We start from the raw sequence: 24,526 nt of genomic DNA on the forward strand, positions 1-24,526 counted from the left end.
GAAAAAGGGAGCGACCGTGGTGATCGCTCCCTTCGTCACATCACACAGTTGTTCTTTTCGGCGATGTGTCTCGCGGCCTGATTATGACTCGGTGACTATCGATGCCGCTTCGAGCGCTTGGCACCGACAGGCAACGGACCACGTCGCAACGCGGCACCACTCGCCGGTTCCAGCGACGCGCGGCCACCTACCCCTGCCGCGCCAGATACGGCAGCGCGCAGTGCACCGCTGGACAGCGAACCCGAAACAATCGTGGCGTTGTAGCCGACTGCAAACGCACCGCCTGTGGCATTCGGTGCGCCAGACACACTCCACAACAGATCGGTCGTGCCGGTGGTCATGGTCTGCCACCGGGTGCCATCGAAATGCAGCATCGTACCGACATCGCCGGTGACATACAGATCGAGCAGACTCGGTCCCCAGATGGACGTGAGAATGCGTGTGGAATTCACGCCGAGCGTACTCCACGCCGATCCGTTCCAGGAATACGCCACACCGGCCGTGCCCTGGCTGTTGGCGCCCACGGTGTAGAGCCCCGAGGCGCCGGTCGCCCAGAGGCCCGCCAGTGTGCCGCCCGACGGCGCGGGCAATGCACTCCAGGTGGTGCCGTTGTACCGCGATGCGATGCCGTTCTCACCGGACACGAACACCTCGTTGGCGCTGTACCCGTACACGGCCCAGAGTGCGCTGCTCATCGTCGTCGTGATGGTCCACACGGTGCCGTTGTAGCGCAGTACTTCGCCGGCGGCGGTGGTGGCGTAGACGTTGGTGCCGCTGGTCCCCCACAGCGCATAGACCGTGCTGGTGCTGGGGAACGTCATGGTGGTCCAGGTCGACCCGTTCCAGCGCAGCATGGTGCCGTTCTCGCCGCCGGCGTAGGCCTCGGTGGCACTCGGTGCCCACACCGCGTCGAGCGTGGCGGTGGTGGGTGTCGATTGCCGGGTCCACGCGGAGCCGTCCCAACGGTAGATGGATCCAAACTCACCCACCGCCCATGCGCTGTTGGCGGCCGTGGTCCAGACGTCGAGCAGATCCGGCGCCAGGTTGAGGGTGGTCCATGGTGTCCCGCTGCGCATCACCGCACCACGCTGCCCCGTGGCCCAGACCGCACCATTGGCGTCGAGGCCGACGCTGTAGAGACGTGGTGCATACGGGGTGGTGACCACTGATACGGCGTTGCCATCGATCTGTGCCACGCCATCGTCGCCAACGACATAGCGCCGACCATCATTGGCGGCGGATCCGGTCACGGCGTAGAACCCACCCGACAAGCCACTCGAGGGGAGGGTGGACCATTCCGAACCATTCCAGCGCAGGATGGTGCCCCCGGATCCCACGACCACCACGTTCGCGAGCGTGAGTCCGTGCACGCCATACAGGGTCTCCACCGTGGGCACGGCGACACGGGCCCACGTGGATCCTGTGCGGCGCAATAGTTCGCCATCGGCGCCAACCGCATACGCCACCCCGTCACCGGACCACACGCCGTTGAGGACGAGCGTCGATCCCGACGTCTCGCTGCTCCAGGTGGTGCCGTTCCAGCGCAGAATCGTGCCGCCCGATCCCACGGCATACGCCGTGGTCGCGTTCTCCACGAACACGCCGTACAGCGGCCGTGTGGTGCCCGATGTCATGCTTGCCCAGGCCGTACCGTTCCAGCGTGCGATCGCACCGTTCGAGCCCACCGCGATGAGATTGGTGCTCGACGAAGCGTGCAGGGCAAAAAACGTCGTGTTGTATGTGGTGCCACGGGCACTCACGGCCCACGCGGTGCCGTTCCATCGCAGAATGTCACCGTTCGCGTTGATGGCGAACGAGTTGCTGCCATCGAATGGGGCAATCGCCACGACATCGTCGTACAGTGGGCCGCTCAGACGCGCCGCCGTCCAGCTATTCGCGAGGCGCGGTACCACGCGTACGGTCACCGTGTCCCACTTCGACGCATCAGCGGCCGAGGACGCGGTGATGAGTGTGGAGCCCGACGTCACACCGGTCACCACGCCGGTCGCGCTCACCGAAGCAACACTCGGCGTGCTGGAGCTCCAGGACAGTGCGGTGCTGACCCCGGGGTCCGCCGTAACGGTGGCGGTGAGCGCCACACTGGTGGTGGGATTCACGCTGACATTGCGCTGCGCGATAGACACCGAGATCGGTCGCGTGGGCACGGTGATCGTGGCCGTGGCGCGACGGGTGGTGTCCACCGTGGACAGCACGGTGATTGTGGAGCTGCCCACCGTGACGGCCGTGACGAGGCCGGTGGCACTTACTGTGGCCACGGCCGGATTGCTCGACCGCCAGGTGACCGTCTGGGCCAGCCCCGCATCGGCGCTGACCGTGGCCGTGAGCTGCTGGGTGGCCGCGATGAACACCGAAGCGGTGGCGGGCGTGACCGCCACCGATCGCACCACCGGCACGATGTTCACCACCGCAGTGCCGCGCAGTGTCGTGTCCGCCGTGGAAACCGCCTGAATCTGTGTCGTGCCCTGCGCGACGCCGGTGACGGTACCATTGGTCGACACCGTGGCGATATTCGTCGCTACGCTGCGCCAGGTGACCGTGGTGGGCAGGCCACCATCAATCTGCACGGTGGCCGTGAGACGAGTGGTCTGTCCTGACCCTATGCTCACCGGGCTCGGCGTGACCGTGATGTTGCGGGCCGACTGCACCGTGATGGTGGCCGTGCCACTCACCCGCGTGTCGGCCACCGAGGTGGCGCGCACCACGGCCGTTCCGGTGGCCACGGCGGTCACGACGCCCGACGCCGACACGGTGGCCAGCGTCGGGTTGTCGGAACTCCAGGTGACGGTCGTGCCGGCACCATTGATCGCATCCACCAATGCCGTGAGCGCCTGCGTTTCCCCCACCCGCAGGGTCGCGGCCGATGGCGTGACGCTGACCCCCCGCACGGTCGGAACCGGCGTCGGCGGAGTGGGCGTGCCATCCCCGCCACCTCCGCACGCGGCAAGCACCATCACGAGGATTGCGGCACCACACGTACGAAGGCGCGAAAACGACATACCGGTTTGGTCTGGCTGAAAGTGAGCGCCGCTCGGCGCTTTATGACTTCACGGAACGGTCCGACGTGACGCTGCGCGGAGCTGTCATGGCCGCAGGATTCAGGATCTCATCGAGCTGTGCACGGGTGACCAGTTTCCGCTCGAGCACAATGTCAAAGACCCCGCGACCGCTGGCCAACGCCGTCCGGGCAACGTCACTCGCTGCTTCATACCCGATCACGGGAACCAGAGCCGTCACGATCCCGATCGAATGCTCTACAAAGTGACGCATCCGGTCCGCATTGGCTGTGATCCCGGTGACACAACGCTCGCGAAGCACGGTGCAGGCGTTCCGCAGCATGTCGATGCCCCGCAACAGTCGGTAGGCAATGACCGGTTCAAAGGCATTGAGCTGAAGCTGTCCCGCTTCTGCTGCCATGGTGACGGTGACATCGCCGCCGATGACATCAAAACAGACCTGGTTGACCACTTCGGGAATAACCGGATTGACCTTGCCAGGCATGATGGACGAACCCGGCTGCATGGCTGGTAGGTTGATTTCCCCGAAGCCCGCCCGCGGACCCGAAGAGAGCAAGCGCAGGTCGTTGCAGATCTTGGACAGCTTGGTGGCCGTGCGCTTGAGCACGCCCGAGAGCTGCACAAAGGCGCCGGTGTCGCTGGTGGCTTCCACGAGATCGGGCGCCGTCAGCACCGGGACGTTGGACACCGCCGTCAGGTGGCGGGCCACGAGATCGGCATACCCCGGCGGAGCATTGATGCCGGTGCCAATGGCGGTCGCGCCGAGGTTGATCTCGCGAATCAGCGACTGGGCTTCGGCCAGACGATCCACATCCTCACGCAGCGTGTTCGCGAAGGCGTTGAATTCCTGGCCGAGCGTCATGGGCACGGCGTCCTGCATCTGGGTGCGGCCCATCTTCAGCAGCGACGCAAACTCGGTCCCCTTCTCGCCGAACGCATCGGCGAGGCGTGCGAGTTCTGCACTGAAGCCGGCGAGACTCTTGTGCAGCGCAACGCGCACCGCGGTCGGGTAGACGTCGTTGGTGGACTGGCTGAGGTTCACATGGTCGTTCGGGCCGACCACCTGATAGGCTCCACGCGGCTGGTTCAGCAGCTCCAGCGCCCGGTTCGCGATGACCTCATTGGCGTTCATGTTGGTCGACGTGCCAGCGCCACCCTGGATCATGTCCACCAGGAAGTGCTCGTGGTGACGGCCGGCGCGAATCTCACGCGCGGCGCGCACGATGGCATCGGCCACCGGGGTGTCGAGCAGTCCCAGTTCCTGATTGGTGAGTGCGGCCGCTTCCTTCACCGTGGCCAGCGCTTCGATCAGCACCGGGAACTCGCGCAACGGAATGCCGGTGATGGGGAAGTTCTCGAGGGCCCGCAGTGTCTGGACACCATACAGCGCTTCGTACGGCACTTCGCGTTCGCCGAGCAGATCGTGCTCGAGGCGCGTGCGATGCCCGCCGAAGCCCAGCGTGCGTCCACGTCCGACCAGTGTGGCATCGGCGCGGCGCAGGCGTTCGGAAATGGCCCGCGCGGCCTTGGCGACGAGTGCGGCGTAGAGCTGCGGCGCTTCGCGGGTGATGTCTTCGATCTGCGTGCGCGTGAGCAGCATCGCCTTGCCCGGCATGATCACGCGGGCCGTGGTGCCGTGATTGCTGTCGTCGAGCAGCAGTCCTTCGCCCACGGCCTCGCCGGGTCCGAGGGTCACCAGGCGGGTCGAGCGGCCATCGGCGGCCTTCTCGATCGCCACGGCCCCACTGACCAGAATCGCGAAACGCTGTCGTGGTTCGCCTTCGTTGAAGATGGTCTCGTCGGCGACGAGGTCACGCGGCGTGACGTGACGGGAGAGCTTCCAGAGGTGCGCGTCGGTGAACCCGTCGAGGAAATGGGTCTCGCGCAGCAGATCGGCGATTTCGGCCGGAGTGGTCATGGGAAGTAAAAGAGGTGGGAGGCAGCACTGACATTCTGACGGTCCGGCAGCCGTCTCGCCACAGGGGCGCGACAGCGGTATCGTCGAAGACCAGCCGATCGGCTGGTGGCAGGTCGTACTTTCTCATACTGCTTCGTCCGCCCTCTCTGTTCCGGAGTGCCCCGTGTCCGTGACTCGTCGTGACTTTCTCGAGCGCTCCGCCGCGCTTGCCGCCGCCGGTTTTGTACCCCGACTTCCGGACGATTGGTGGAGTGAGGCGACCGCGGCCCCCCCAGGCACCACACCCGGGTTCCGGGCGCGTCCCGTGGTGGTCTCTTCGGCCAATGGCCTGCGCGGGGTGAAAGTGGCGTACGATCGCATGCAGACGGGTGAAGACCCGCTCGATGCGGCGATTGCCGGCGTGAATATCCAGGAGCTCGATCCCGAGGACCAGTCGGTGGGATTGGGTGGGCTGCCCAACGAGGAGGGGGTGGTGCAGCTCGATGCCTCCTGCATGCATGGCCCGACCCGACGGGCGGGATCCGTGGCCGCCATCGAGGATATCGCCACGCCGTCGCTGGTGGCCAAGGCGGTCATGGACTACACCGATCACGTCATGCTGGTGGGCGTGGGCGCCAAGCGGTTCGCGAAAGCGATGGGCTTCAAGGAGCAGAACCTGCTCACCGACAAGTCGCGTCAGGACTGGATGCGCTGGAAGGCCCGTCTCAATGCCAACGATGCGTGGCTCGATCATGATGACGACATCAAGATCAAGTTCACGACGGGCACCATCAACATGAACGCGGTGAACACCGCCGGGGACATCGCGTCGGTCACGACGACCAGCGGCATGGCGTGGAAGGTGCCGGGCCGTATCGGGGATTCGCCGATCATCGGGGCAGGGCAGTACTGCGACAATCTCGTGGGGGCAGCGGGCAGCACGGGGCGGGGAGAGGCCAACATCAAGACCTGCGCGTCGTTCCTGGCGGTCGAGTTCATGCGCCAGGGGCTCGCCCCTCAGGAGGCGCTGATGAAAACCCTCGAACGGGTTGTGGCCATGACGGAGACCCGACTGCTCGGCCCCAACGGCCGGCCGAAGTTCGACCTCGAGTTCTACGCCATCACCAAGGACGGCCGCTACACCGGCGCCACGCTGTACTCCGGCGGCAAGTTCGCCGTCTGCGACGAACGTGGGGCTCGGCTCGAAGACGCGGCGTTTCTCTATCGCCGCTGAACAACGGGCGCTTGCGGTGCGCGCGGCTCGGCCGGGTCGGGGATCCGGAGGCGCGGCCGCTTGCTGCGTGGGCGCGACCGGGCTGGGCTGAGGGTGCCAGGCCCCTCTCTTCCCCGCGCCGGCAGCGCACTACCGCCTGACGTCCGCGCCCGCCGGACCAAGCCGAACCTCGGGGGCGGTTCCGAGCCGCCTCTTCGCGGGGCGCGCCGGGGCACCCCGGCGCCCCGCGAAGCAAGCGGCGAGGGGCCGTCCCCGAGTTCGGCGCGTCGCCCGCACCGCCAGCCTGCCAGTGGCGCGCACCGCCGACCCCTCGATTCGCTTAACTTGTCGAGATGTCCGAAATCGCCCTGCCGACCCCGTACGACCCGCGATCCATCGAGCCCAAGTGGCAGACCCGATGGACCGAGCGCGCCACCAATCGCGCCAAGCTCGACACCCCTGAGCGCCCGTTTTATGCGCTGATGATGTTCCCGTATCCGAGCGCCGAAGGGCTGCACGTCGGGAACCTCTTTGCCTTCACGGGCAGTGACATTTCTGCCCGATTCCATCGGTTGATCGGACATGACGTGTTCCAGCCGCTGGGGTTCGACGCGTTTGGTATCCACTCGGAGAACTATGCGCTGAAGGTGGGCGCACATCCGATGGAGCTGACGCCGAAGAACGTCGGCAACTTCACGCGGCAGCTCGAGCGGGCCGGCTTCATGATCGACTGGAACCAGAAGGTCGACACGTCGCGCGCCGACTACTACAAGTGGACGCAGTGGGTCTTCCTGCAACTGCACAAGCAGGGGCTCGCGTACAAAAAGGCGGCGGCGGTGAACTGGTGTCCCACCGACAAGACCGTGCTCGCCAACGAGCAGGTCGAAGGGGGACTGTGTGAACGGTGTGGCACCGCCGTCGAGCAGCGTTTCCTCGAGCAGTGGTTCTTCCGCATCTCGGAGTATGCGCCGCGTCTGCTGAGCAATCTCGATTGGCTCGACTGGTCGCCGGTCACGAAGCAGGCCCAGCGCAACTGGATCGGGAAGTCGGAAGGCGCGCAGCTCACCTTTGCGGTGTCGGGCCGCAGCGAGCGCATCACGGTGTTCACCACGCGCGCGGACACGATCTTTGGCGCCACGTACCTCGTGCTGGCGCCCGAACATCCGTTGGTGGCGTCCATCACCACCGATGCGCAGCGGAGCGATGTTGCTGCCTACCAGGAGCGTGCGACGAAGCAGGATCTCATCTCGCGCAAAAGCAGCAAGGACAAGACCGGGGTGTTCACCGGCGCGTATGCCGTCAATCCCGCCACGGGGCAGAACATCCCGATCTGGATCGCCGACTACGTGCTGATGGAATACGGCACCGGGGCCATCATGGCCGTGCCCGGGCACGACGAGCGGGACTTCGAATTTGCGCAGGTGTTTGATCTGCCCGTCGTGCGTGTGGTGGCTGCGGCCGACCAGCAGGCCGACACGGCACTCGGTGATGCCGCCTTCACCGACGACGATGATGCCTGTCGTCTGGTGAATTCAGGTCCGTTCGACGGGCTTGCGGTGCGCGACGCCAAGCGCGAAGTGACCGCGTGGCTGGCCGACGGGGGGCATGGCACGGCCGTGACCAATTATCGCCTGCACGACTGGTGCATTTCGCGGCAGCGCTATTGGGGACCGCCGATTCCGATCATCTACTGCGAAGACTGCGGCGCCGTGCCGGTGCCCGAGTCGCAGTTGCCGGTGGAATTGCCGTTCATTCCCGACTTCAAGCCCGATGACTCGGGCATCTCGCCGCTCGCCCGTCACGAAGAGTGGTACCGGGTGCCGTGCCCGACCTGCGGCAAAAACGCACGTCGGGAGACCGACGTGTCCGACACGTTCCTCGACAGCGCCTGGTACTTCCTGCGCTACCCGAGCGCGACGCGCGACGACGTGCCGTTCGATGCCGCGCGCACGAAGACGTGGTTGCCGGTGAACTCGTACATCGGCGGCAACGAACATGCCGTGCTGCACCTGCTGTATTCGCGTTTCATCACGATGGTCCTGAAGGACGCGGGGCACATCGACTTCGAGGAGCCGTTCACGCGCTTCCGCGCCCACGGCATGATCATCCGCGAAGGCGCCAAGATGTCGAAGTCGAAGGGCAACGTCATCAACCCCGATCAGTACATGGAGGAATGGGGCGCCGACGCCTTCCGCATGTATCTGATGTTCCTCGGACCGTATGAGGAGGGGGGGGATTTCCGCGATCAGGGCATCAGCGGTGTCCGGCGTTTCCTGGACCGTCTGTGGGCCTCGGTGCGGGACGCCGTTCGTGACGGAAGCCCCGACCCGGACGTCATTCGCAAGTTGCATCGCACGATCAAGAAGGTTGGTGAGGACTCGGCCAACCTGGGGTACAACACGGCGATTGCGGCGATGATGGAGTACATGAATGCCGTGCGTCGTGGTGAGCGGGTCGCGCATCGCGCCGAGGTCGAGCCGCTGGTGCAGCTCGTGGCGCCCTACGCGCCGCACCTGGCCGAGGAGTGCTGGGAAACGCTCGGTCATCAGGGCAGTGTCTTCGACGCCGGCTGGCCCAGCTTCGACGCCGCGCAGCTAGTGGACGACGAAGTGGATCTGGTGGTGCAGGTGAACGGCAAGGTGCGCGGGAAGATTCGCGTGCCGGCCGATATTGGCAGTGATGAGGCCATGGTCCGGGCTGTATCTGACGAAACGATCGCCAAGTTTGTCGTGGGAACACCGAAGAAGGTGATCTTCGTACCGAAGCGGTTGCTCAACATCGTGGTCTGATCCCTCTGGGGTGACCGCGCCGCGCCCCGGGAGGGGTGATGAGCATTGAGTTGATTCTTGCGGTCATCGGAGTCGCGTTGCAGTTCACCACCATGGCGGCCGCTTGGACGCTGGGTGGTGCTGCACGATGGCGACGGGCCAGATGGTTCACTGCCGTGACGCTCACGGCGGGCATGTATTGTGTTGTCGATGTCGTGGGCGCCTTGCAGATCATGCAGGGCATGAACCACGACTGGACCATGGGGACCAATCTGGTCCTGGCCACCGTGCATGCGGCCACGTGGCTCATTTTTGCGTTCGTCGACAACGCCGGAAGATGGCAGTCGGTCCCGCTCGCGGTGCGCAGCATCAGCATCGCGGCGGTGGCCGTCAATCTGACGCTGGTGACCACGGGACTGGCCCACGTCTTGGAGCCGGTGCGTGTCGCCTATATCCCCATGCTCCAGGCCTCAGTCCGGCGACCGGAGCTGAATGCCCTGGGGCAGGCGGCCGGCGCCCTGGCACTCCTGATGTTCGCGGGAAGCGCCTACGGTTTTCTGCGCCGGGTACGGATCGGGGAACGGGGCGCCGGTGCCATTCTGCTCGGCTTTGGTCTCTTCCTGCTCTTCACACTCGAGGAGCTGGCCGTCGCATCAGGTTGGATCGACTTCATCTACCTCGCGGATCTGGGCTACTTCAGTGTGGTGGCGCCGGTGGCTTGGCAGATGCTGAGTGGTTTCCGCGATGATGCCAATGAACTCGACCAGCTCTCTACGCACCTCACCGACGAAGTGCGTCGCCGCACCGAAGAACGCGACGACGCGCGGCGCGTGATGCTCGAGCAGCAGCGTCTCGCATCACTGGGGCGACTGGCAGCCGGTGTGGGTCATGAGATCAACAATCCGCTGCAGTACCTGCGTTTCAATCTCGAGGAGCTGCGTGACCATCCGGCACTCCGAGACGATGAAGAAGGACGGGTGGCCGTCGACCAGGCTTTCGAAGGCGTCGATCGCATTCGTCAGGTGGTGGATGGACTGCGCACCTACGTGCGTCCGGGTGCCGATGAGCTAGTGCCGCTCGACATCCGCGACGTCGCGCGCGCCGCGCTGCGCGTTGCCGCACCACAGTGGCGACAAGGCATCACGGTCTCCACCGAACTCGCAGATGTTCCACTCGTGAATGGTCATGAAGGCCGACTCGTGCAGGTGGCATTGAACCCCATCGTGAATGGGGCGCAGGCGATGCTCGCGCATGCGGACGCCACGCGGAAGACGCTCACGGTGGTCACGCGCACCGGCGCGGATGGATGGGCCGAGATTCTGGTGCGTGACCAGGGGCCGGGTTTCGCGCCGGAAGTGACCGCTCGCCTCGGTGAGCCGTACGTCACCACCAAAGCGGCCACCGGTGGTACCGGCCTCGGATTGTTTGTTGCGCGCGGCATCGTGGAAGCACATGGTGGCACCGTCACGTTCGCGAATCTGCCGGAGGGCGGCGCGTCGGTGCTGGTGCGTTTGCCACCCGTGAAAGTGCCCAGGCAGGGCGTGGGGGAGCGCCGGACACCACAATCCTTCCCTGTGCTGCCCAAGACCACCACGCCACTGCGTGTGCTCGTGGTGGAGGACGATCCCTCCGCGTTGCATGCGATCGAACGCGGACTCGTCAGAGAAGGGCTCGAGGTGACGTCCTATTCCCGTGCCCGCGATGCGCTGGCGTGGTTGGCCGACGCGGAGGTCGCGCGACGTGTGGATCTCGTGGTCACCGACCTCATGATGCCGGATGTCTCGGGCTCGCAGTTCGCGGCGGCATTGGCCACGGCACATCCTCGACTGCGGGAGCGACTGGTCGTGCTCACGGGTGGTGCGGCGGCCCCCGAGGAAGAAGCATTCCTGCATGAGCCCGGACTGCTCGTATTGGGCAAACCCATCACGCGGCAGGAGCTCGCCGCTCAATTGCGTGCGCGTGTGGTCGCCCCGACCAAGGGCAGCAGGGCGTAAACCCTCGTGGAACTCCTCGGTGTCGCATGGCCAACGACTTCCGAGGATTCCATGGCTCCTGATCACACATCGTCTCCTGCGCGCGCCGCGTGCGTCATGCGACCCCTGCTGTGGGCATTGCCCTTCATGCTCACCTTGCCGGGGGCGTTGCCCTTCAGTGCCGCCGAGGCACAGAACATTGATGTTTCGGTGCCGCGGCGTATGTCCCTGGGCACCATGTGGACCCGCTCCGCGGACCGTGCCGTACTCGGCGTGACGCTGGGAGCCGGTTCGGTGTCGGACACCGCTGGGGTGCGTCTCGAATCGGTGGATGCCAATGGACCGGCGGCAAAGGCCGGGTTACAGGCCGGCGATGTACTGACCGAGGTGAATGGGGTATCGCTCAAGGTGGCCAGGGAGGATGCCGAAGACCTCGCCTTGACTGGACTGGCGCAGCGTCGTCTCCAGCGGGTACTGGCCAAGTCCAAGCCGGGTGACGATGTGCGTCTGCAATACCGGCGCAGCGGCACCACGAAGGCCCTCTCGTTCAAGACCGTGTCTGCGGCCGACCTCGAACGCAGCGAGGTGCGCCGTGTCTCCAGCTCCCCGCGAATGGTCGAGGATATGCGGGGCCGGATCGGCGTGACCATCGGCGGGCCCGGTACCTCGCGAGATACGCTGGGGCTCTTTATCAGTGCGGTCGCCGCCGGCGGCCCGGCTGAGCTTGCAGGCGTTTTCGAAGGCGAGCGATTGGCCGCCGTCAATGGTGTGGACGTACGGATGCCGCGCGAGGATCTCGACGACGAACAGACACGCTCGGCCCGCATCGATCGGTTTGTCCGGGAGGTGCAGAAGGTCGCGCCCGGCAGTCCGGTCTCACTCCGGGTCTATGGCAACGGGAAATACCGCGAGGTCAGTGTAAAAGCGGTCAAAGCGTCCGAATTGCCGTCCACCGGCTTCAACTTCGAGTTTGGGGACGGAGCTGGAGATCGCCGAGTTCGCGTCATCACGCCGCCCGTGCAGGAACTCATGGATGGGGTTGGAGATGGGCTCCGCCAGCAAATCCGGGAGCGGTTGCGAGACATGGAGGTCCGCACGCCGACCCCCTCTGGGACGGTTCGTGTGATCACACGGCGTTCCTCCTCCGCCCTCTGAATAGCGCCGCTGGGACCATTTCCCCCGGTTTCCACACGGTTCGTCACAGCGATACAACGCTGGGTGGCTTCCTGACGTTATCTTGGCGGATTCCCCTGAACGGTGCCCCGGCTCGATGCCGGGGCATCGTGCCCTCAGACCCGCCGTTCGCACCGCGAATGCCAGCCATTGCAACGCCGACGCCTGCGCGTCGGTTTTTCATACAGCCCGCTCTCCCTCCTCGCGCGGCGTTTCTTCTCCTCATGGCGCTCGGCGCCTGCAAGGAGCAAGTGCGTCCGCAGCGCCCGACGCCCACCGTTTCGGTAGAACCGGCAGCGAAGGGGGCGCTTCCTTATATCGTCGTTGCCAACGGCCAGGTCGAGCCGAACCGCACCGTCGCTGTGCAGTCGCTCGTGTCCGGTCAGTTGACACGTATCGCGATCGCTGAAGGCGATGAAGTCTCGCAAGGACAGGTGTTGTTCGAGATCGATCCTCGGCCTTTCCGCGCGGAACTGCAGCGGGTGCAAGCCACCCTGGCACGCGACGAGGCGACCTTGGTGCGTGCACGTGCCGACTCGGCGCGCTTTGCAGCACTCGCCAGCGACGGGTACGTCACGAAGCAGCAGCTCGATCAGGCCTTCGCTGAAGTGTCGGCGCTGTCCGCCACCGTGTCTGCCAACCGCGCCTCGCTCGATCGGGCACGATTCGATCTCGAAAACACCGTGGTCAAGGCGCCGATTTCCGGTCGCACCGGCCAGTTGTTGTTCCGCGCCGGCGCGCTCGTGCGCGCTTCCACCGACCAGCTCGTGACAATCAATGAGCTGCGTCCGGTGTTGGTGCGTTTCCCCGTGCCTGAAAAGGACTTCGAGGAGATGCGTCGCCGCGCGGGTGTCGACAAGCCGTTGGCGGTGAAGGTCACGCCCAATGGCGCCGACACGACCAAGTCGATCAAGGCCACTCTGACGTTTGTCGACAATCAGGTCGATCGCACCACCGGCTCGGTGCTGCTCAAGGCGCGCGTGCCCAATGAAGATCGCGCGCTGTGGCCCGGTCAGTTCGTGAGCGTCGGTCTGCAACTCGATGTCGAGCAGAACGTGATCACCGTGCCGTCCATTGCGGTGGTGACCACGGGCACGACGTCGTTTGTGTATGTGATGGAAGACGGCAAGGCGAAGCGCACGGTGGTGAAGCCGGGCCGCCTCGCCGGTTCGCTCATTCGTGTGGACAGTGGCCTGGTAGGTGGTGAGCAAGTCATCATCGAAGGGCAGACGCGCTTGTCCGATGGTGCGTCGGTGCGCCTGCGTGGCGAAGAAGGTGATCGCCCACGCAAGGCCGATTCCGGCGGTGGACAGCGTGGTGGTAACGGTGGTGCCGGCAGCGCGGCCAATTCGCCGCGGGGCAATGGCGGGCAGTCCGGAGGCCAGGGAGGCCAGGCGCGATGAGCGACGAACGGCAGCAGCAGAACGACGGGGCCGGTGAGCCGGTCGAAGGCATGAACATCAGCGAGATCTGGATCCGGCGACCCGTCATGACGACGCTCGTCATGTCCGCCATCCTGATCTTCGGTGTGCTCGCGTATCAGAGGCTGCCGGTCAGCGATCTGCCCACGATCGACTACCCCACGATCACCGTCTCGGCCAACCTGCCCGGCGCAAGCCCGGAAGTCATGGCGGCGTCGGTGGCGACACCTCTCGAGCAGCAGTTCGCGACGATTTCCGGCATCGACAACATCACGTCGGGAAGCTCGCAGGGCAGCACCAATGTCACGATCCAGTTCAATCTCGATCGCGACATCGACAAGGCGGCTGCCGACGTACAGTCGGGCATTTCCAAGGCGCTGCGTCAGTTGCCGCAGGGGATCAACCCGCCCTCGTACAACAAGGCCAACGCGGCCGACGCGCCGATCATGATGTATTCGCTCAACTCCGACGTGCTTTCGCGCACGGAGCTGAACGAATACGCCGAGACATTCATTGCGCAGCGCTTGAGCACCATCACCGGTGTGGCGCAGGTGCAGGTGTTCGGTTCGGCCAAGTACGCCGTGCGCGTGCAGCTCGACCCGAGCGCACTCGCGCAGCGTGGTATCGGCATCGACGAAGTACAGTCGGCCATCAACTCGGGCAACTCGAACTCACCGGCCGGCGTGCTGATGGGTCCGAACCAGTCGTTCACGCTGCAGGCCACCGGTCAGCTCAAGAACGCGGCGGAGTTCCGCGCGCTGGTCGTCGCCTATCGCAACGGTACGCCCGTGCGACTCGGCGATCTGGGCAACGTGTTCGACGGTCTGCAGAACATGCGTGGCATGAGCGAGCTCAATGGTCGCTCGAATATCTCGCTCGCCATCATCCGCCAGCCCGGTGCCAATACCGTGGGCACGGCGAAGGGTGTCGATGCGGCCATGCAGGAGATGCTGCCGCAGTTGCCGCCCAGTGTGCAGGTCGAAACCATCTTCAACCGCGCCGAGAGCATCGAACACTCGGTGTGGGACGTGCAGTTCACGCTGCTGCTGACGGTGGCGCTGGTCGTGATGGTGATCTTCCTGTTCCTGCGCAACATGCGCGCGACCATCATCCCGTCGCTGGCGCTGCCGTTCTCGATCATCGGCACCTGTATCGTGATGTACGCGCTGGGTTTCAGTTTGAACAACCTGACGCTCATGGCGCTCACCCTCGCCGTCGGCTTCGTGGTCGACGACGCCATCGTGATGCTCGAGAACATCGTGCGTCACATGGAAATGGGGAAAGGTCCCATACGCGCGGCGCTCGATGGCTCACGAGAAATCAGCTTCACGATTCTCTCGATGACGCTGTCCCTGGTGGCGGTGTTCATCCCGCTGCTGTTCATGCCGGGCCTGGTGGGCCGCCTGTTCCGTGAGTTCGCGGTGACGATCGGCGTGGCCATCCTCGTGTCCGGCTTCGTGTCGCTCACGTTGACGCCCATGCTGGCCGCCAAGTTCCTCAAGGGCGGCGAAGGTCATGCGGCCACCGAAGGCAAGTGGCGCTCGGTGGAGCGCCTCTACCAGGGCACGGAAAAGTTGTACGTCGATTCACTGAACTGGGTGATGCGGCACCGTCCGCTCACCATGTTGTTCAGCGCGCTGACGCTGGCCGCCACGGTGGTGCTGTTCGTCATCATTCCGAAGGGCTTCCTGCCGTCTGAAGATACCGGTCGTCTGCAGGGCTCCGTGGAAGGACCGGAAGGCATCGGGTATGACGCGCTGGCGGCGAAGGTGCGTGAAGTGGGTGCCATTCTCACCAACAATCCCAACGTGAAGTTCGCGTTGATGTCGGTGGGTGGCGGTGGTGGTGGTGGCAGCAACAGCGGCCGTATCCAGCTCACCCTCGTCGATCGCGCTCAGCGCAAGCACGTGGACGAAGTGATGCGTGAACTCACGCGCGCCACGTCCGGTGTTCCGGGGGTGCAGGTGTTCTTCCGCAACCCGCCACCGATCAACATCGGTGGACGTCGCGGCAACAGCGCCTACTCCGTCTCGCTGCAGGGCTCCGATATCGCCGAGTTGTACACGGCGGCGCGCGCCCTCGACCAGCGCATGCGTGAACTGCCTGGACTCGAAAACGTGTCCAGCGACCTGCAGGTGGGCAATCCGCAGGTGTCCGTCACGATCGATCGTGAACGTGCTTCGGCGCTCGGTGTGACGGCCAGCCAGATCGAAAACGCCATGTACAACGCCTACGGGCAGCGTCAGGTGTCCACGATCTACACGCAAGTCAATCAGTATCAGGTCATCCTCGAGTTGCTGCCGGAATTCCAACGTGATCCGGCGTCACTCAGCCAGTTGTTCATCCGCTCCAACACCGGCAATCAGGTACCGCTTGGTGCAGTGGCAACCTTCACCAAGGGTGTCGGGCCGCAGTCGGTGCAGCACAACGGTCAGCAGCCCGCTGTATCGATCTCGTTCAATACGCGACCGGACGTAGCGCTGGGTGATGCCGTGAATGCGGTGCAGCAGGAAGCGGCGGCCGTGTTGCCGACGGGTGTGACGGCGGTGCTGTCCGGTGACACGCAGGCCTTCGCGCAAGCACAGAGTGGTCTGTTGGCACTGCTGGTGGTCGCGATCTTCGTCATCTATGTGGTGCTGGGCATCCTGTACGAGAGCTTCATCCATCCGCTGACGATTCTCTCTGGCTTGCCGTTCGCAGCCGTGGGTGCCTTGGCGACACTGATGCTGTTCGGCAAGGACTTGAGCGTCTACGCCTATGTCGGTGTGATCATGCTCATCGGTCTCGTGAAGAAGAACGCGATCATGATGATCGACTTCGCGATCGAGGCCGAGCGCAAGGAAGGGATGAATCCTACCGACGCCATCCTCGAGGCGGCGCGTGTGCGATTCCGCCCGATCACGATGACCACGATGGCGGCGCTCATGGGTACACTGCCGATCGCCATCGGCTATGGCGCCGGTGCCGAGTCGCGTCAGCCGCTCGGACTCGCAGTGGTGGGCGGCTTGGCGTTCTCGCAGCTCATCACGCTGTATGTGACGCCGGTGGTGTACACCTATCTCGATGCCTTCGTGAAGCGCCGGGAAGCGCGTCGTAAGCGTGCGACCTCTTCCACGCTGGAGCCGGCGACGGTGGCGGGGGATTGAGGTAGGCGCTTCGCGCTTTTGTATCTAGAGGAATCAGGGGGAAAGTTGGAGAGGGAGCAGATCGATAGGACTGACGCAGTCCTGTAAATCTGCTCCCTCTCCAACTTTCCCCCTGATTCCTCTAGATATCCATGACGCCGTGGCGCCCAAAGCCAGTCGTTAGAACTCGATCTGCGTCCCCAGCTCCACCACACGATTCGGCGGGATATTGAAGAAGTCCGTCGCCGATCGTGCATTCCGCGCCATGATCGAGAACACGATCTTGCGCCACTTCGACAGGGTGATCTTGTCTCCCGGCTTGGCCGGGATCGGAATGAGTCGCTCGCGCCCGAGGAAGTAGCTCGTCTCCATCGGCTTGCAGCGAATGCCCATCTGATCCACCACCTCGAGGATCTGAGGCACGTTTGGCGTCTGCATGAATCCGTATGACGCGATCACACGCCAGAACCCATGACCGAGTGGCAAGACGCGCACGCGCTCCGAGGCACTGGTCTCCGGAATGTCGGCCGTCTTCACCGACACCAGCAGTACCCGCTCGTGCAGCACCTTGTTGTGCTTGAGATGGTGCAACAGCACCGGCGGCACGCCATCATCATTGCCCGTCATGAACACGGCCGTGCCGGGCACCCGATGGACCTTCGACTGCGCCACACCATCGAGGAAGAGCGTGATGGGCATCGTGCCTTCCGCGAGGCGCTGCATGAGCAGCGCACGTCCGCGCTTCCAGGTGAGCATCAGGACAAACAAGACCACACCCAGGACCATCGGTACCCAGCCGCCGTGTGCCAGCTTCACCACGTTGGCGGAGAAGAACACCAGGTCCACGGAAAGGAACAACATCGCCAGCAGGATCGCTTGCCACGGCTTCCAACGGAAACGGATGCGGGCGACGAGGTAGAACAGCACGCTGGTGATCAGCATCGTGCCTGTCACCGCAATGCCGTAGGCCGCGCCCAGTGCCGAGGTGTTCTTGAACGCCACCACGATGATGAGACATCCCACCGCGATGAACCAGTTCACTTCCGGGATGTAGATCTGCCCCTCTTCCTTCTGCGACGTGTGCTTGATCTCGAGTCGCGGGATGAAACCGAGGGCGATGCCCTGTCGCGTAACCGAAAACGCACCAGAGATCATCGCCTGTGATGCAACGACGGCGGCGAGTGTCGCCAACACCAGCAACGGGAGCAGCAGCGCGCGCGGCGCGAGCATGAAGAACGGATTCTCGGCCGCTTCCGGCAGGCGTACGAGCAAGGCGCCCTGTCCGAAGTAGTTGAGCAGCAGCGCGGGGAACACCATGACCAGCCACGCAATGCTGATCGGACGACGCCCGAAGTGGCCCATGTCGGCGTACAGCGCTTCGCCGCCGGTGATCACCAGCACCACGGAGCCGAGAACAAAAAACGCGAGTTTCTCGTGAGCCTGTACGAAGTGCACCGCATACATCGGATTCACCGCGGCGAGAATCCAGGGCGAATGCACAATCTCGACGAGGCCCAGCGTGGCGATGACCACGAACCAGATGACCATGATCGGGGCGAAGGCCTTACCGATCAGATCGGTGCCATAGCGCTGCACGACAAAAAGTGCCGTGAGGATGACCACCGAGAATGGGACGATGTAGTGCGCGAGTTGTGGGAAGGCGACTTCAAGTCCTTCCATGGCCCCCAACACCGTCATGGCTGGCGTGATGATGCCGTCTCCGTACAACAGCGCGGTGCCGAACAAGGCCAGGGCCACAAAGATGCCGCCCTTGGCAAAACTCTGCGGTGTGCCGCGCGGGAAAATCAGCGCGAGCAGTGCGAAGGTGCCGCCTTCGCCACGGTTGTCGGCGCGCAGGACGTATCCCACGTACTTCACGGTCACGACCAGCGTCAGCGCCCACACGATCATGGAGAGAATCCCGAACACGTTCTCTCGAGTGGGCTCCAACCCGTAGAGCGGACTGAAACACTCCTTGATGGAGTAGAGTGGGCTGGTGCCGATGTCGCCGTAGACCACGCCGAGCGCGGTCAGGGTGAGCACGGCGAGCCGCTTGCCGGTGGGGTGCTCGTCGCGATGGGAGCTGGTGACCGTCGCGGCGGGGAACATGCCCGTACTGGAGCGGAACTCCGAGCCAGGGGCCGCCGACATGGCGTTCACGGGCCCTGGATCGGGAACCGGGCCGGTGGGGTGGCGTAGCGGCTCGGAGGAGCGTGTACTCGGCTCGTCCGCGGGCTTCGCGTCGGTGCTGCTGTCTGTTTGTGCTCCGGCTTCAGGCTGAGAAGACGGAGGTTCTTGGTTGTCGGTCATTGGGTGTGGTAGGACTCGACAGAATGTAATCGGGATGTGCGTTGCCTAACACTGAGCCAATAGGCGCATCTGAACTGCGAACGCAAAAACCCCACACCTCCCGCGGAGCGGGCGTGTGGGGTCGATGGGCCAACGTCAGAAGAATGCCCCGACGGCTACAGCTCCCGTCCGATGAGCACCGAAAGCTGCGCGCGGGCGATGCGGCTGTCCAAGCGGGCCTGGATCAGTGCCTGGCGTGCCTGATTCAGCGTGGTCTGTGACGTGAGCAGGTCGAGCAGCGTCGACGCACCCAACGCATACCGCTGCTGCTGCACCCGCAGGTCTTCCTCGGCCGCCGCGATTGCCGCCATCTGCACCTGGACACGGGCCATGGCGTTCTGCAGCGAACGCAGATTCGTGGTGAGGTTCTGCTTGGCCGCGAGCTGCACGTCCCGGAGCTGGGCTTCGGCGTTCGTGAGCGTCACATCCGCCTGAACGGACTGTGATTCGCGAAGGAGGCCGTTGAACAGCGGGTAGTTGATGTTGAAGTTCATCGTCTGGCGCGTGGCATGCTCGCTGCCGACCAGCAGCAGGTTGCGACCCGCGAACCCCGCGCTGTTCTGGTTGAACGCATACTGAAACGACATGCCCAGCGTGGGCAGGTACGACGTCCGCTGCGATTGTTTGGCTGCCTTGGCCACTGCCACGTTGGACTGCGCCAGACGAATGGCCGGGCCGTCGCTCGCGAGCATGGTCAGTTCTACTTCCGACGGCAAAGCAACGGGCGTGTCGAGCGTATCGGCCGCAGACGCCGTGATAGTGGTGGTCGAGCCGGAGACACGCGTCAGAGACGCGTTAGCCACACGCAGGTCGTTCTCGGCGGTCAGCACGGCCAGCTGGGCATTGCCGAGCAGGATCGCCGAGCGCAACGAGTCTGACTTGGTGGCGACTCCAGCGGCGACACGAGCCGTGGACGCCTTGAGCTGCTGGTCTGCCTGCTCGAGCTGTGCCCGGGCAGCGGCGGCGGATTCGCGCGCCGCGAGTGCCGCATAGAACTGCTGCTTCACCTGCAGAGTTGCATCAAACCGTGCGGTGGTGGCTGCGACCTCGGCGACATCAGCCGTAGCCCGAATGCGTCTCGCTTCAGAGAAGCGGCGCCCGCCGTCGAACAGATCGAGATCCATGCGGAGCGTGTTGCCATAGCTCCACGGATTGCCCGACAACGCCGTCAGCTGACCATTGAAACTGTTGATGGTCGTGCCCTGCGTATTGCCACTGGTCGCCGACAGGTTGATGGTCGGGAAATAGGAAGCCACCGCCTGCCGACGGGCGGCGGCGGCGTTGCGATTGAGCCCACGCGCCTGCACAGCCGCCGGGGCGTTGCGCGAAGCCATATCGATCGCTTCCTGCAGCGACACGGGACGGGCGCCGTCTTCTGGGACGGCAGGGGGCTGAGCGCCAAGCGGGGCGGCCACCAGGACCGCCCCGACCATAGCCAGACCAACGGACTGACCAAGCTTCACCGGACTTCACCTCGTGCACGCGCCGTACTGTCGGCGACGCGTTGGTTGCGTTCGAGCAGTCGGCGGAATCCCGCCACCTGGGTACTGTCGAACGTATTCATCATGAGCACGCGCGCGCTGTCCCGGAGGGAATCGAGGGCAGGGCGGACGATGCGCATAATTTCGCGTGAGCGACCCTTTCGCCACTCCCACACCGAATCGACGAGTTGTCGCTGGTCAGTGTTAAGGGCGAGTTCCCGGTGCAGCTCATCGAGCATGGCGCGCTCATCCGTGACACGCGGCGCGCTGGGTGGTGTGACCACCCGCTCCGCGGCAAACCCCACGGCGCCTCCCATGAGGAAGGCACCGAGGAGGAACATGATGGCGAGCGACTTGGGGCGGGGAGAGGACACGACGAACCGCTGACGACTAGTAGTCGAGCGGATGCAGATACCGTTCCGGCGCGTCGGCCGGCAGGTGCGGGCGCACCCGCGTCAGCATCACATCATCGAGCGGCTGGGTGGATTCCACCACCTCGCGGGCCGCCAGTTCACGAGCCTGCGCATTGGCCGCCTGGTCACGCACAAACGTGGCACCGGCCGCCAGCAACGCCAATGTGGCCGCCACCAATCCGGTGGTTCGCAGATCCGCCGTGCGCAGCTCCGAGAAACCGCTCCACCACGACGGACGCAGCTCATGCACCACCTTGCCGAGTCGCTGGGGCAGCGACTGCATGATCCGCTGTTCCTGTTTGGTCCAGAAGGCGTCGTCCTGCGGCGCCGCGTACTGCGTCCGCAACATCGCGGTCACCTGAGGATCCGCGCCCGGGCTCCGCCCGTCGTCGTTCCGTGTGCCGTTCATTTTTCACTCCGAAGGTTGCTCAACTGACGCCTGAGGTGCGCCCGAGCGTGATGCAGGTCCGATCGGGCAGTCCCCTCGGGAATACCGAGCAAGGTGCCGATCTCTGCGTGTTTATATCCCTCGACGTCATGCAGCACGATGACGGCGCGCTGCCGTTCGCCCAGGGTGTCCAGCGCACGCGTCAACCGCGCGCGCAGTTCGTCGGATTCTGCGGGGTCACGATGTGGAGACGACAGCGTCTCCGGCAATTCATCGGCATCACGCACCTTGCGTCGGCGAGCGATGTCGAGGGCCGCATTGGCGACGATGCGGTGCAACCACGCCCCGAACGCCTGCTCGGGACGGAAACGCTCCAACGCACGGAACGCATGCAGAAACCCTTCCTGCACCGCATCCTCGGCGTCGTCATGCGATAGGACGATTGCCCGCGCCACGGCGTAAGCCCGGCGCTGATGGCGGCGTACGAGGCCCGCAAAGGCCACGTTGTCCCCGGCCTGCGCCGCCAGGACCAATTCCCGCTCTTCGAGCGCCTCAGGCGAAATCGGGCGCTCAGTACCCACGGGCGCCCCCCCGACACGAATGTCGGACACGACCCGTCCGGGACGCCCATGACTGGGCGGCGCGCTCGGGATCGGGAGGGAAAGGGCAGTCACAGGATCGGGTGGGGTCACCCGACTTACGCATCGCCGGAAAACGTCGTTGAGGATGGGGGGGTCAATCCCGCCAGACCCAGGGGGCCGGCGTGCGCCTGCATAGCCGACAGGACCCGCTGGATGTGCTCATCCAGCGGCACCCCCAGCGCCTCAGCGCCCTGCACGATATCGTCGCGGTTGACGCCGCGCGCAAATGCCTTGTCTTTCATCTTCTTCCGCACCCCCGCCACATCGACATCGGCCACGGCCCTGGACGGCTTCACCAGCGCACAGGCCGTGATCAGCCCAGAGAGTTCGTCCACCGCGAAGAGAGCCTTCGCCATGGTGGTCTCCCGCGGTACCCCGCAGTAGTCGGCGTGGCCCAAGACGGCCTCGCAGACACTCTCGGGCCAGCCGAGGGTGCGCAGGTGCCGGACCCCCTCCGCCGGATGTTCGACATCGGCGGCCTGCGAAGCGTTGGGATACCGCTCGTAGTCAAAATCGTGGATCAGGCCGGTCACCCCCCACAGCTCCTCGTCCTCACCCAGATGACGGGCGTACGCGCGCATGGCGCATTCGACGGCCAGCATGTGTTTGCGGAGGGACTCGGAGGCGGTCCACTCATGGACCAGGCGCTCGGCCTCAAGACGGGAAGGGATCACAATAGACACAATGGCGCGTGAACGAAGGGGAAACAACTGCTGGGGGGCAGGGGCGGAGAAACGGGCGCTGGAGCTACGGGGGCTGGAAGAACGGAAGCTGGGGAGACGGGAGCTGAGGGGACGGGAGCTGGGAAAACGGAAGCTGGAAAAACGGAAGCTGGAAGAACGGGAGCTGGACCTACGGGAGCTGGACGCACGGGCCAAGGCGGGTGGGACTGACCCGTTGGTCCAGCTTCCGTTTTTCCCCGTTGGTCCAGCTCCCGTGTCCCCAGCTCCCGTAGGTCCAGCTCCCGTCCCCCCAGCTTCCGTTTCCCCAGCCCCCGTTCCTCGTGGTCCCCCCCCGCTAGTGCCCGTCTGCCTTCACCGGTACCGCTCGTCCCGTCTTCCAGATGAGCAGCAGCGGCAGCGCCGACACCAGCAGCAACCCCGAAATCAGGTAGATCCGCGAAAACGCCATGACACTGGCCTGGGCGGTGATCTGTCCGTCCAGCAGCATCAGCGCCTGCTGCTTGGCGGTGGCGGCGTCGATCCCGCGACCCATGAGGCCATGGGTGAGGCCATTCAGGCGCTCCAGCGTGGCCGGATCATAGGCGCCGACGTGTTCGGTCAGCACCGCCTTCTCCGTCTTGGTCAGTCGGGAGAGCATGGTGGCCATGATGGCGATACCCAGGGAGCCGCCCAACTGACGCATCAGGTTGAACATGCCCGTGGCCTGACCCAGGCGTTCCATGGGGATGCCCGCCATGCTGGCGCCGGTGAGTGGCACGAACAGGCAACCGAGTCCCACGCCGCGCAGGATGAGGGGCCAGAACATGTCGTCCTGCCCGGCGTCCAACGTGAGCTGCGACATCTTCGTCATCGACGCCAGGAACAGAAAGGCACCAATGGTGACCAGGATGCGTGCATCGATCTTCCCGCCGAAACGCCCCATGATCGCCATCGTGAATGCGGAGGCGATAGCGCCCGGCAAGATCACGAGTCCTGTCTGCTGCGCGCTGTACCCGTGCAGGGACTGCAGGAACACAGGCAGTACGAACACCGAGCCAAAGAGCGCCACGCCCATGAAGCTCGCGAACACCACACCCGGCGCCAGTTGCCGCGATTTGAGCACGCGGAAATCGATCACCGGCTCTTCAATCGTCAGCTCCCGCCACACCAGCAGTATCGCCGACACCCCGCTCACGATGGCCAGCGTCAGCACGAAGCGTGACTCGAACCAGTCGTACCGTTCGCCACGCTCCAGCATCCACTGCAGGGAACCCACGGCCAGGGTCAGCAGCAGGATGCCCGTCCCATCGATCGTGCGCGTACGCACCTGGTGTGCGGCATCCTTCACGTACGTCCACACCATCAGCGCGGCAATCAGGCCGAGCGGCACGTTGATGTAGAAGATCCACGGCCACGCATACGCATCGACGATGAAACCGCCGAGCGTCGGGCCAATGGTCGGGCCCACCATGACACCCACGCCGAAGATGGCCTGACCGATACCGCGTTCATGCGGCGGAAACGCTTCGAACAACGTGGTCTGCGCGGTCGAGAGCAACGCGCCGCCGCCCAGTCCCTGGAGCACTCGCCAGAACACGAGGCCCCACAGCGACGTGGCCGCACCGCAGAAGAACGACGCGATGACGAAGATGAAGATCGAACCGGTGAGATAGCGCTGCCGGCCGAAAAAGCCTGACAACCAGCTCGACATCGGAATGACGATGACGTTCGCGATGATGTACGACGTGCTCACCCACGCGATTTCGTCGAGTGTCGCACCCAGCGTACCCATCATGTGCGGGATCGCGACGTTCACGATGGACGTGTCGACGAGTTCGAGCACCGCTGCCAACGTCACCGCGATCGCGATGAGATATTTGTTCTTGTACGGATCGTCCGCCACGGCTCTGGCGGCACCGGAGGTGCCTCGCGCCGATGGGGAGTCGGCCAACGCCGAAGGGCTGGCCACCGAAGTGCTCATGGGGTG

The 24,526-nt window shown here is 64.7% G+C and carries 15 protein-coding genes; 6 read left to right on the forward strand and 9 right to left on the reverse strand.

The genetic code is table 11. The features are described 5' to 3' along the window. Positions 1-95 precede the first annotated feature (95 nt). On the reverse strand, positions 96-3,017 hold the full coding sequence (locus GAU_RS20255; protein WP_012682004.1) for an Ig-like domain-containing protein: 2,922 nt from the start codon (positions 3,015-3,017) through the stop codon (positions 96-98). A 40-nt stretch (positions 3,018-3,057) separates the two neighbouring features. Continuing rightward, positions 3,058-4,953, reverse strand: a complete 1,896-nt coding sequence (locus tag GAU_RS02625) for an aspartate ammonia-lyase (protein ID WP_083765400.1) — start codon at positions 4,951-4,953, stop codon at positions 3,058-3,060. 163 nt (positions 4,954-5,116) lie between these two features. Between GAU_RS02625 and GAU_RS02630 the strand changes: the two genes are divergently transcribed. The 6 genes from GAU_RS02630 (at position 5,117) to GAU_RS02655 (ending at position 16,626) form a co-directional block, all read left to right on the forward strand. Next, on the forward strand, positions 5,117-6,166 hold the full coding sequence (locus GAU_RS02630) for a N(4)-(beta-N-acetylglucosaminyl)-L-asparaginase (RefSeq protein ID WP_012682006.1): 1,050 nt from the start codon (positions 5,117-5,119) through the stop codon (positions 6,164-6,166). A 332-nt stretch (positions 6,167-6,498) separates the two neighbouring features. Next, entirely contained in the window at positions 6,499-8,934 is a 2,436-nt protein-coding gene (gene leuS, locus GAU_RS02635; RefSeq protein ID WP_012682007.1) for a leucine--tRNA ligase, read from the forward strand. Positions 8,935-8,972: 38 nt separating this feature from the next. After that, entirely contained in the window at positions 8,973-10,907 is a 1,935-nt protein-coding gene (locus GAU_RS02640) for a hybrid sensor histidine kinase/response regulator (protein WP_012682008.1), read from the forward strand. Between the two features lie 51 nt (positions 10,908-10,958). Continuing rightward, positions 10,959-12,041, forward strand: a complete 1,083-nt coding sequence (locus tag GAU_RS02645) for a PDZ domain-containing protein (RefSeq protein ID WP_083765401.1) — start codon at positions 10,959-10,961, stop codon at positions 12,039-12,041. Between the two features lie 242 nt (positions 12,042-12,283). Next, positions 12,284-13,462, forward strand: coding sequence for an efflux RND transporter periplasmic adaptor subunit (locus GAU_RS02650; protein ID WP_052574200.1), 1,179 nt, complete (start codon positions 12,284-12,286; stop codon positions 13,460-13,462). Positions 13,463-13,512: 50 nt separating this feature from the next. Beyond that, a complete protein-coding gene (locus tag GAU_RS02655; RefSeq protein WP_012682011.1) occupies positions 13,513-16,626 on the forward strand; it encodes an efflux RND transporter permease subunit in 3,114 nt (1,037 codons plus the stop codon). Between the two features lie 159 nt (positions 16,627-16,785). On the opposite strand, the gene GAU_RS02660 is transcribed toward GAU_RS02655, so the two are convergent. The 7 genes from GAU_RS02660 to GAU_RS02690 all read right to left on the reverse strand — a co-directional run bounded on the left by GAU_RS02660 (position 16,786) and on the right by GAU_RS02690 (position 24,520). After that, a complete protein-coding gene (locus GAU_RS02660; protein WP_197526037.1) occupies positions 16,786-18,756 on the reverse strand; it encodes a potassium transporter Kup in 1,971 nt (656 codons plus the stop codon). A gap of 314 nt (positions 18,757-19,070) precedes the next feature. Further along, complete coding sequence (locus GAU_RS02665; protein ID WP_156798868.1) at positions 19,071-20,417, reverse strand: TolC family protein; 1,347 nt, start codon at positions 20,415-20,417, stop codon at positions 19,071-19,073. Next, positions 20,414-20,809, reverse strand: a complete 396-nt coding sequence (locus GAU_RS02670; RefSeq protein ID WP_012682014.1) for a hypothetical protein — start codon at positions 20,807-20,809, stop codon at positions 20,414-20,416. Before GAU_RS02670 ends, GAU_RS02665 begins: the two co-directional genes overlap by 4 nt. Before the next feature lie 16 nt (positions 20,810-20,825). Continuing rightward, on the reverse strand, positions 20,826-21,257 hold the full coding sequence (locus tag GAU_RS02675; protein ID WP_012682015.1) for a hypothetical protein: 432 nt from the start codon (positions 21,255-21,257) through the stop codon (positions 20,826-20,828). After that, the gene (locus GAU_RS02680) at positions 21,254-21,847 is read right to left on the reverse strand and encodes an RNA polymerase sigma factor (RefSeq protein WP_169307568.1); all 594 of its coding nucleotides are present in this window, start codon (positions 21,845-21,847) and stop codon (positions 21,254-21,256) included. Before GAU_RS02680 ends, GAU_RS02675 begins: the two co-directional genes overlap by 4 nt. Positions 21,848-21,933: 86 nt before the next feature. After that, the gene (locus tag GAU_RS02685; RefSeq protein ID WP_052574580.1) at positions 21,934-22,548 is read right to left on the reverse strand and encodes an HDIG domain-containing metalloprotein; all 615 of its coding nucleotides are present in this window, start codon (positions 22,546-22,548) and stop codon (positions 21,934-21,936) included. A 346-nt stretch (positions 22,549-22,894) separates the two neighbouring features. Continuing rightward, entirely contained in the window at positions 22,895-24,520 is a 1,626-nt protein-coding gene (locus GAU_RS02690) for a DHA2 family efflux MFS transporter permease subunit (protein WP_052574201.1), read from the reverse strand. Positions 24,521-24,526: the final 6 nt, after the last annotated feature.

This window comes from Gemmatimonas aurantiaca T-27 (genome assembly GCF_000010305.1).
GTDB classification, from domain to species: domain Bacteria; phylum Gemmatimonadota; class Gemmatimonadetes; order Gemmatimonadales; family Gemmatimonadaceae; genus Gemmatimonas; species Gemmatimonas aurantiaca.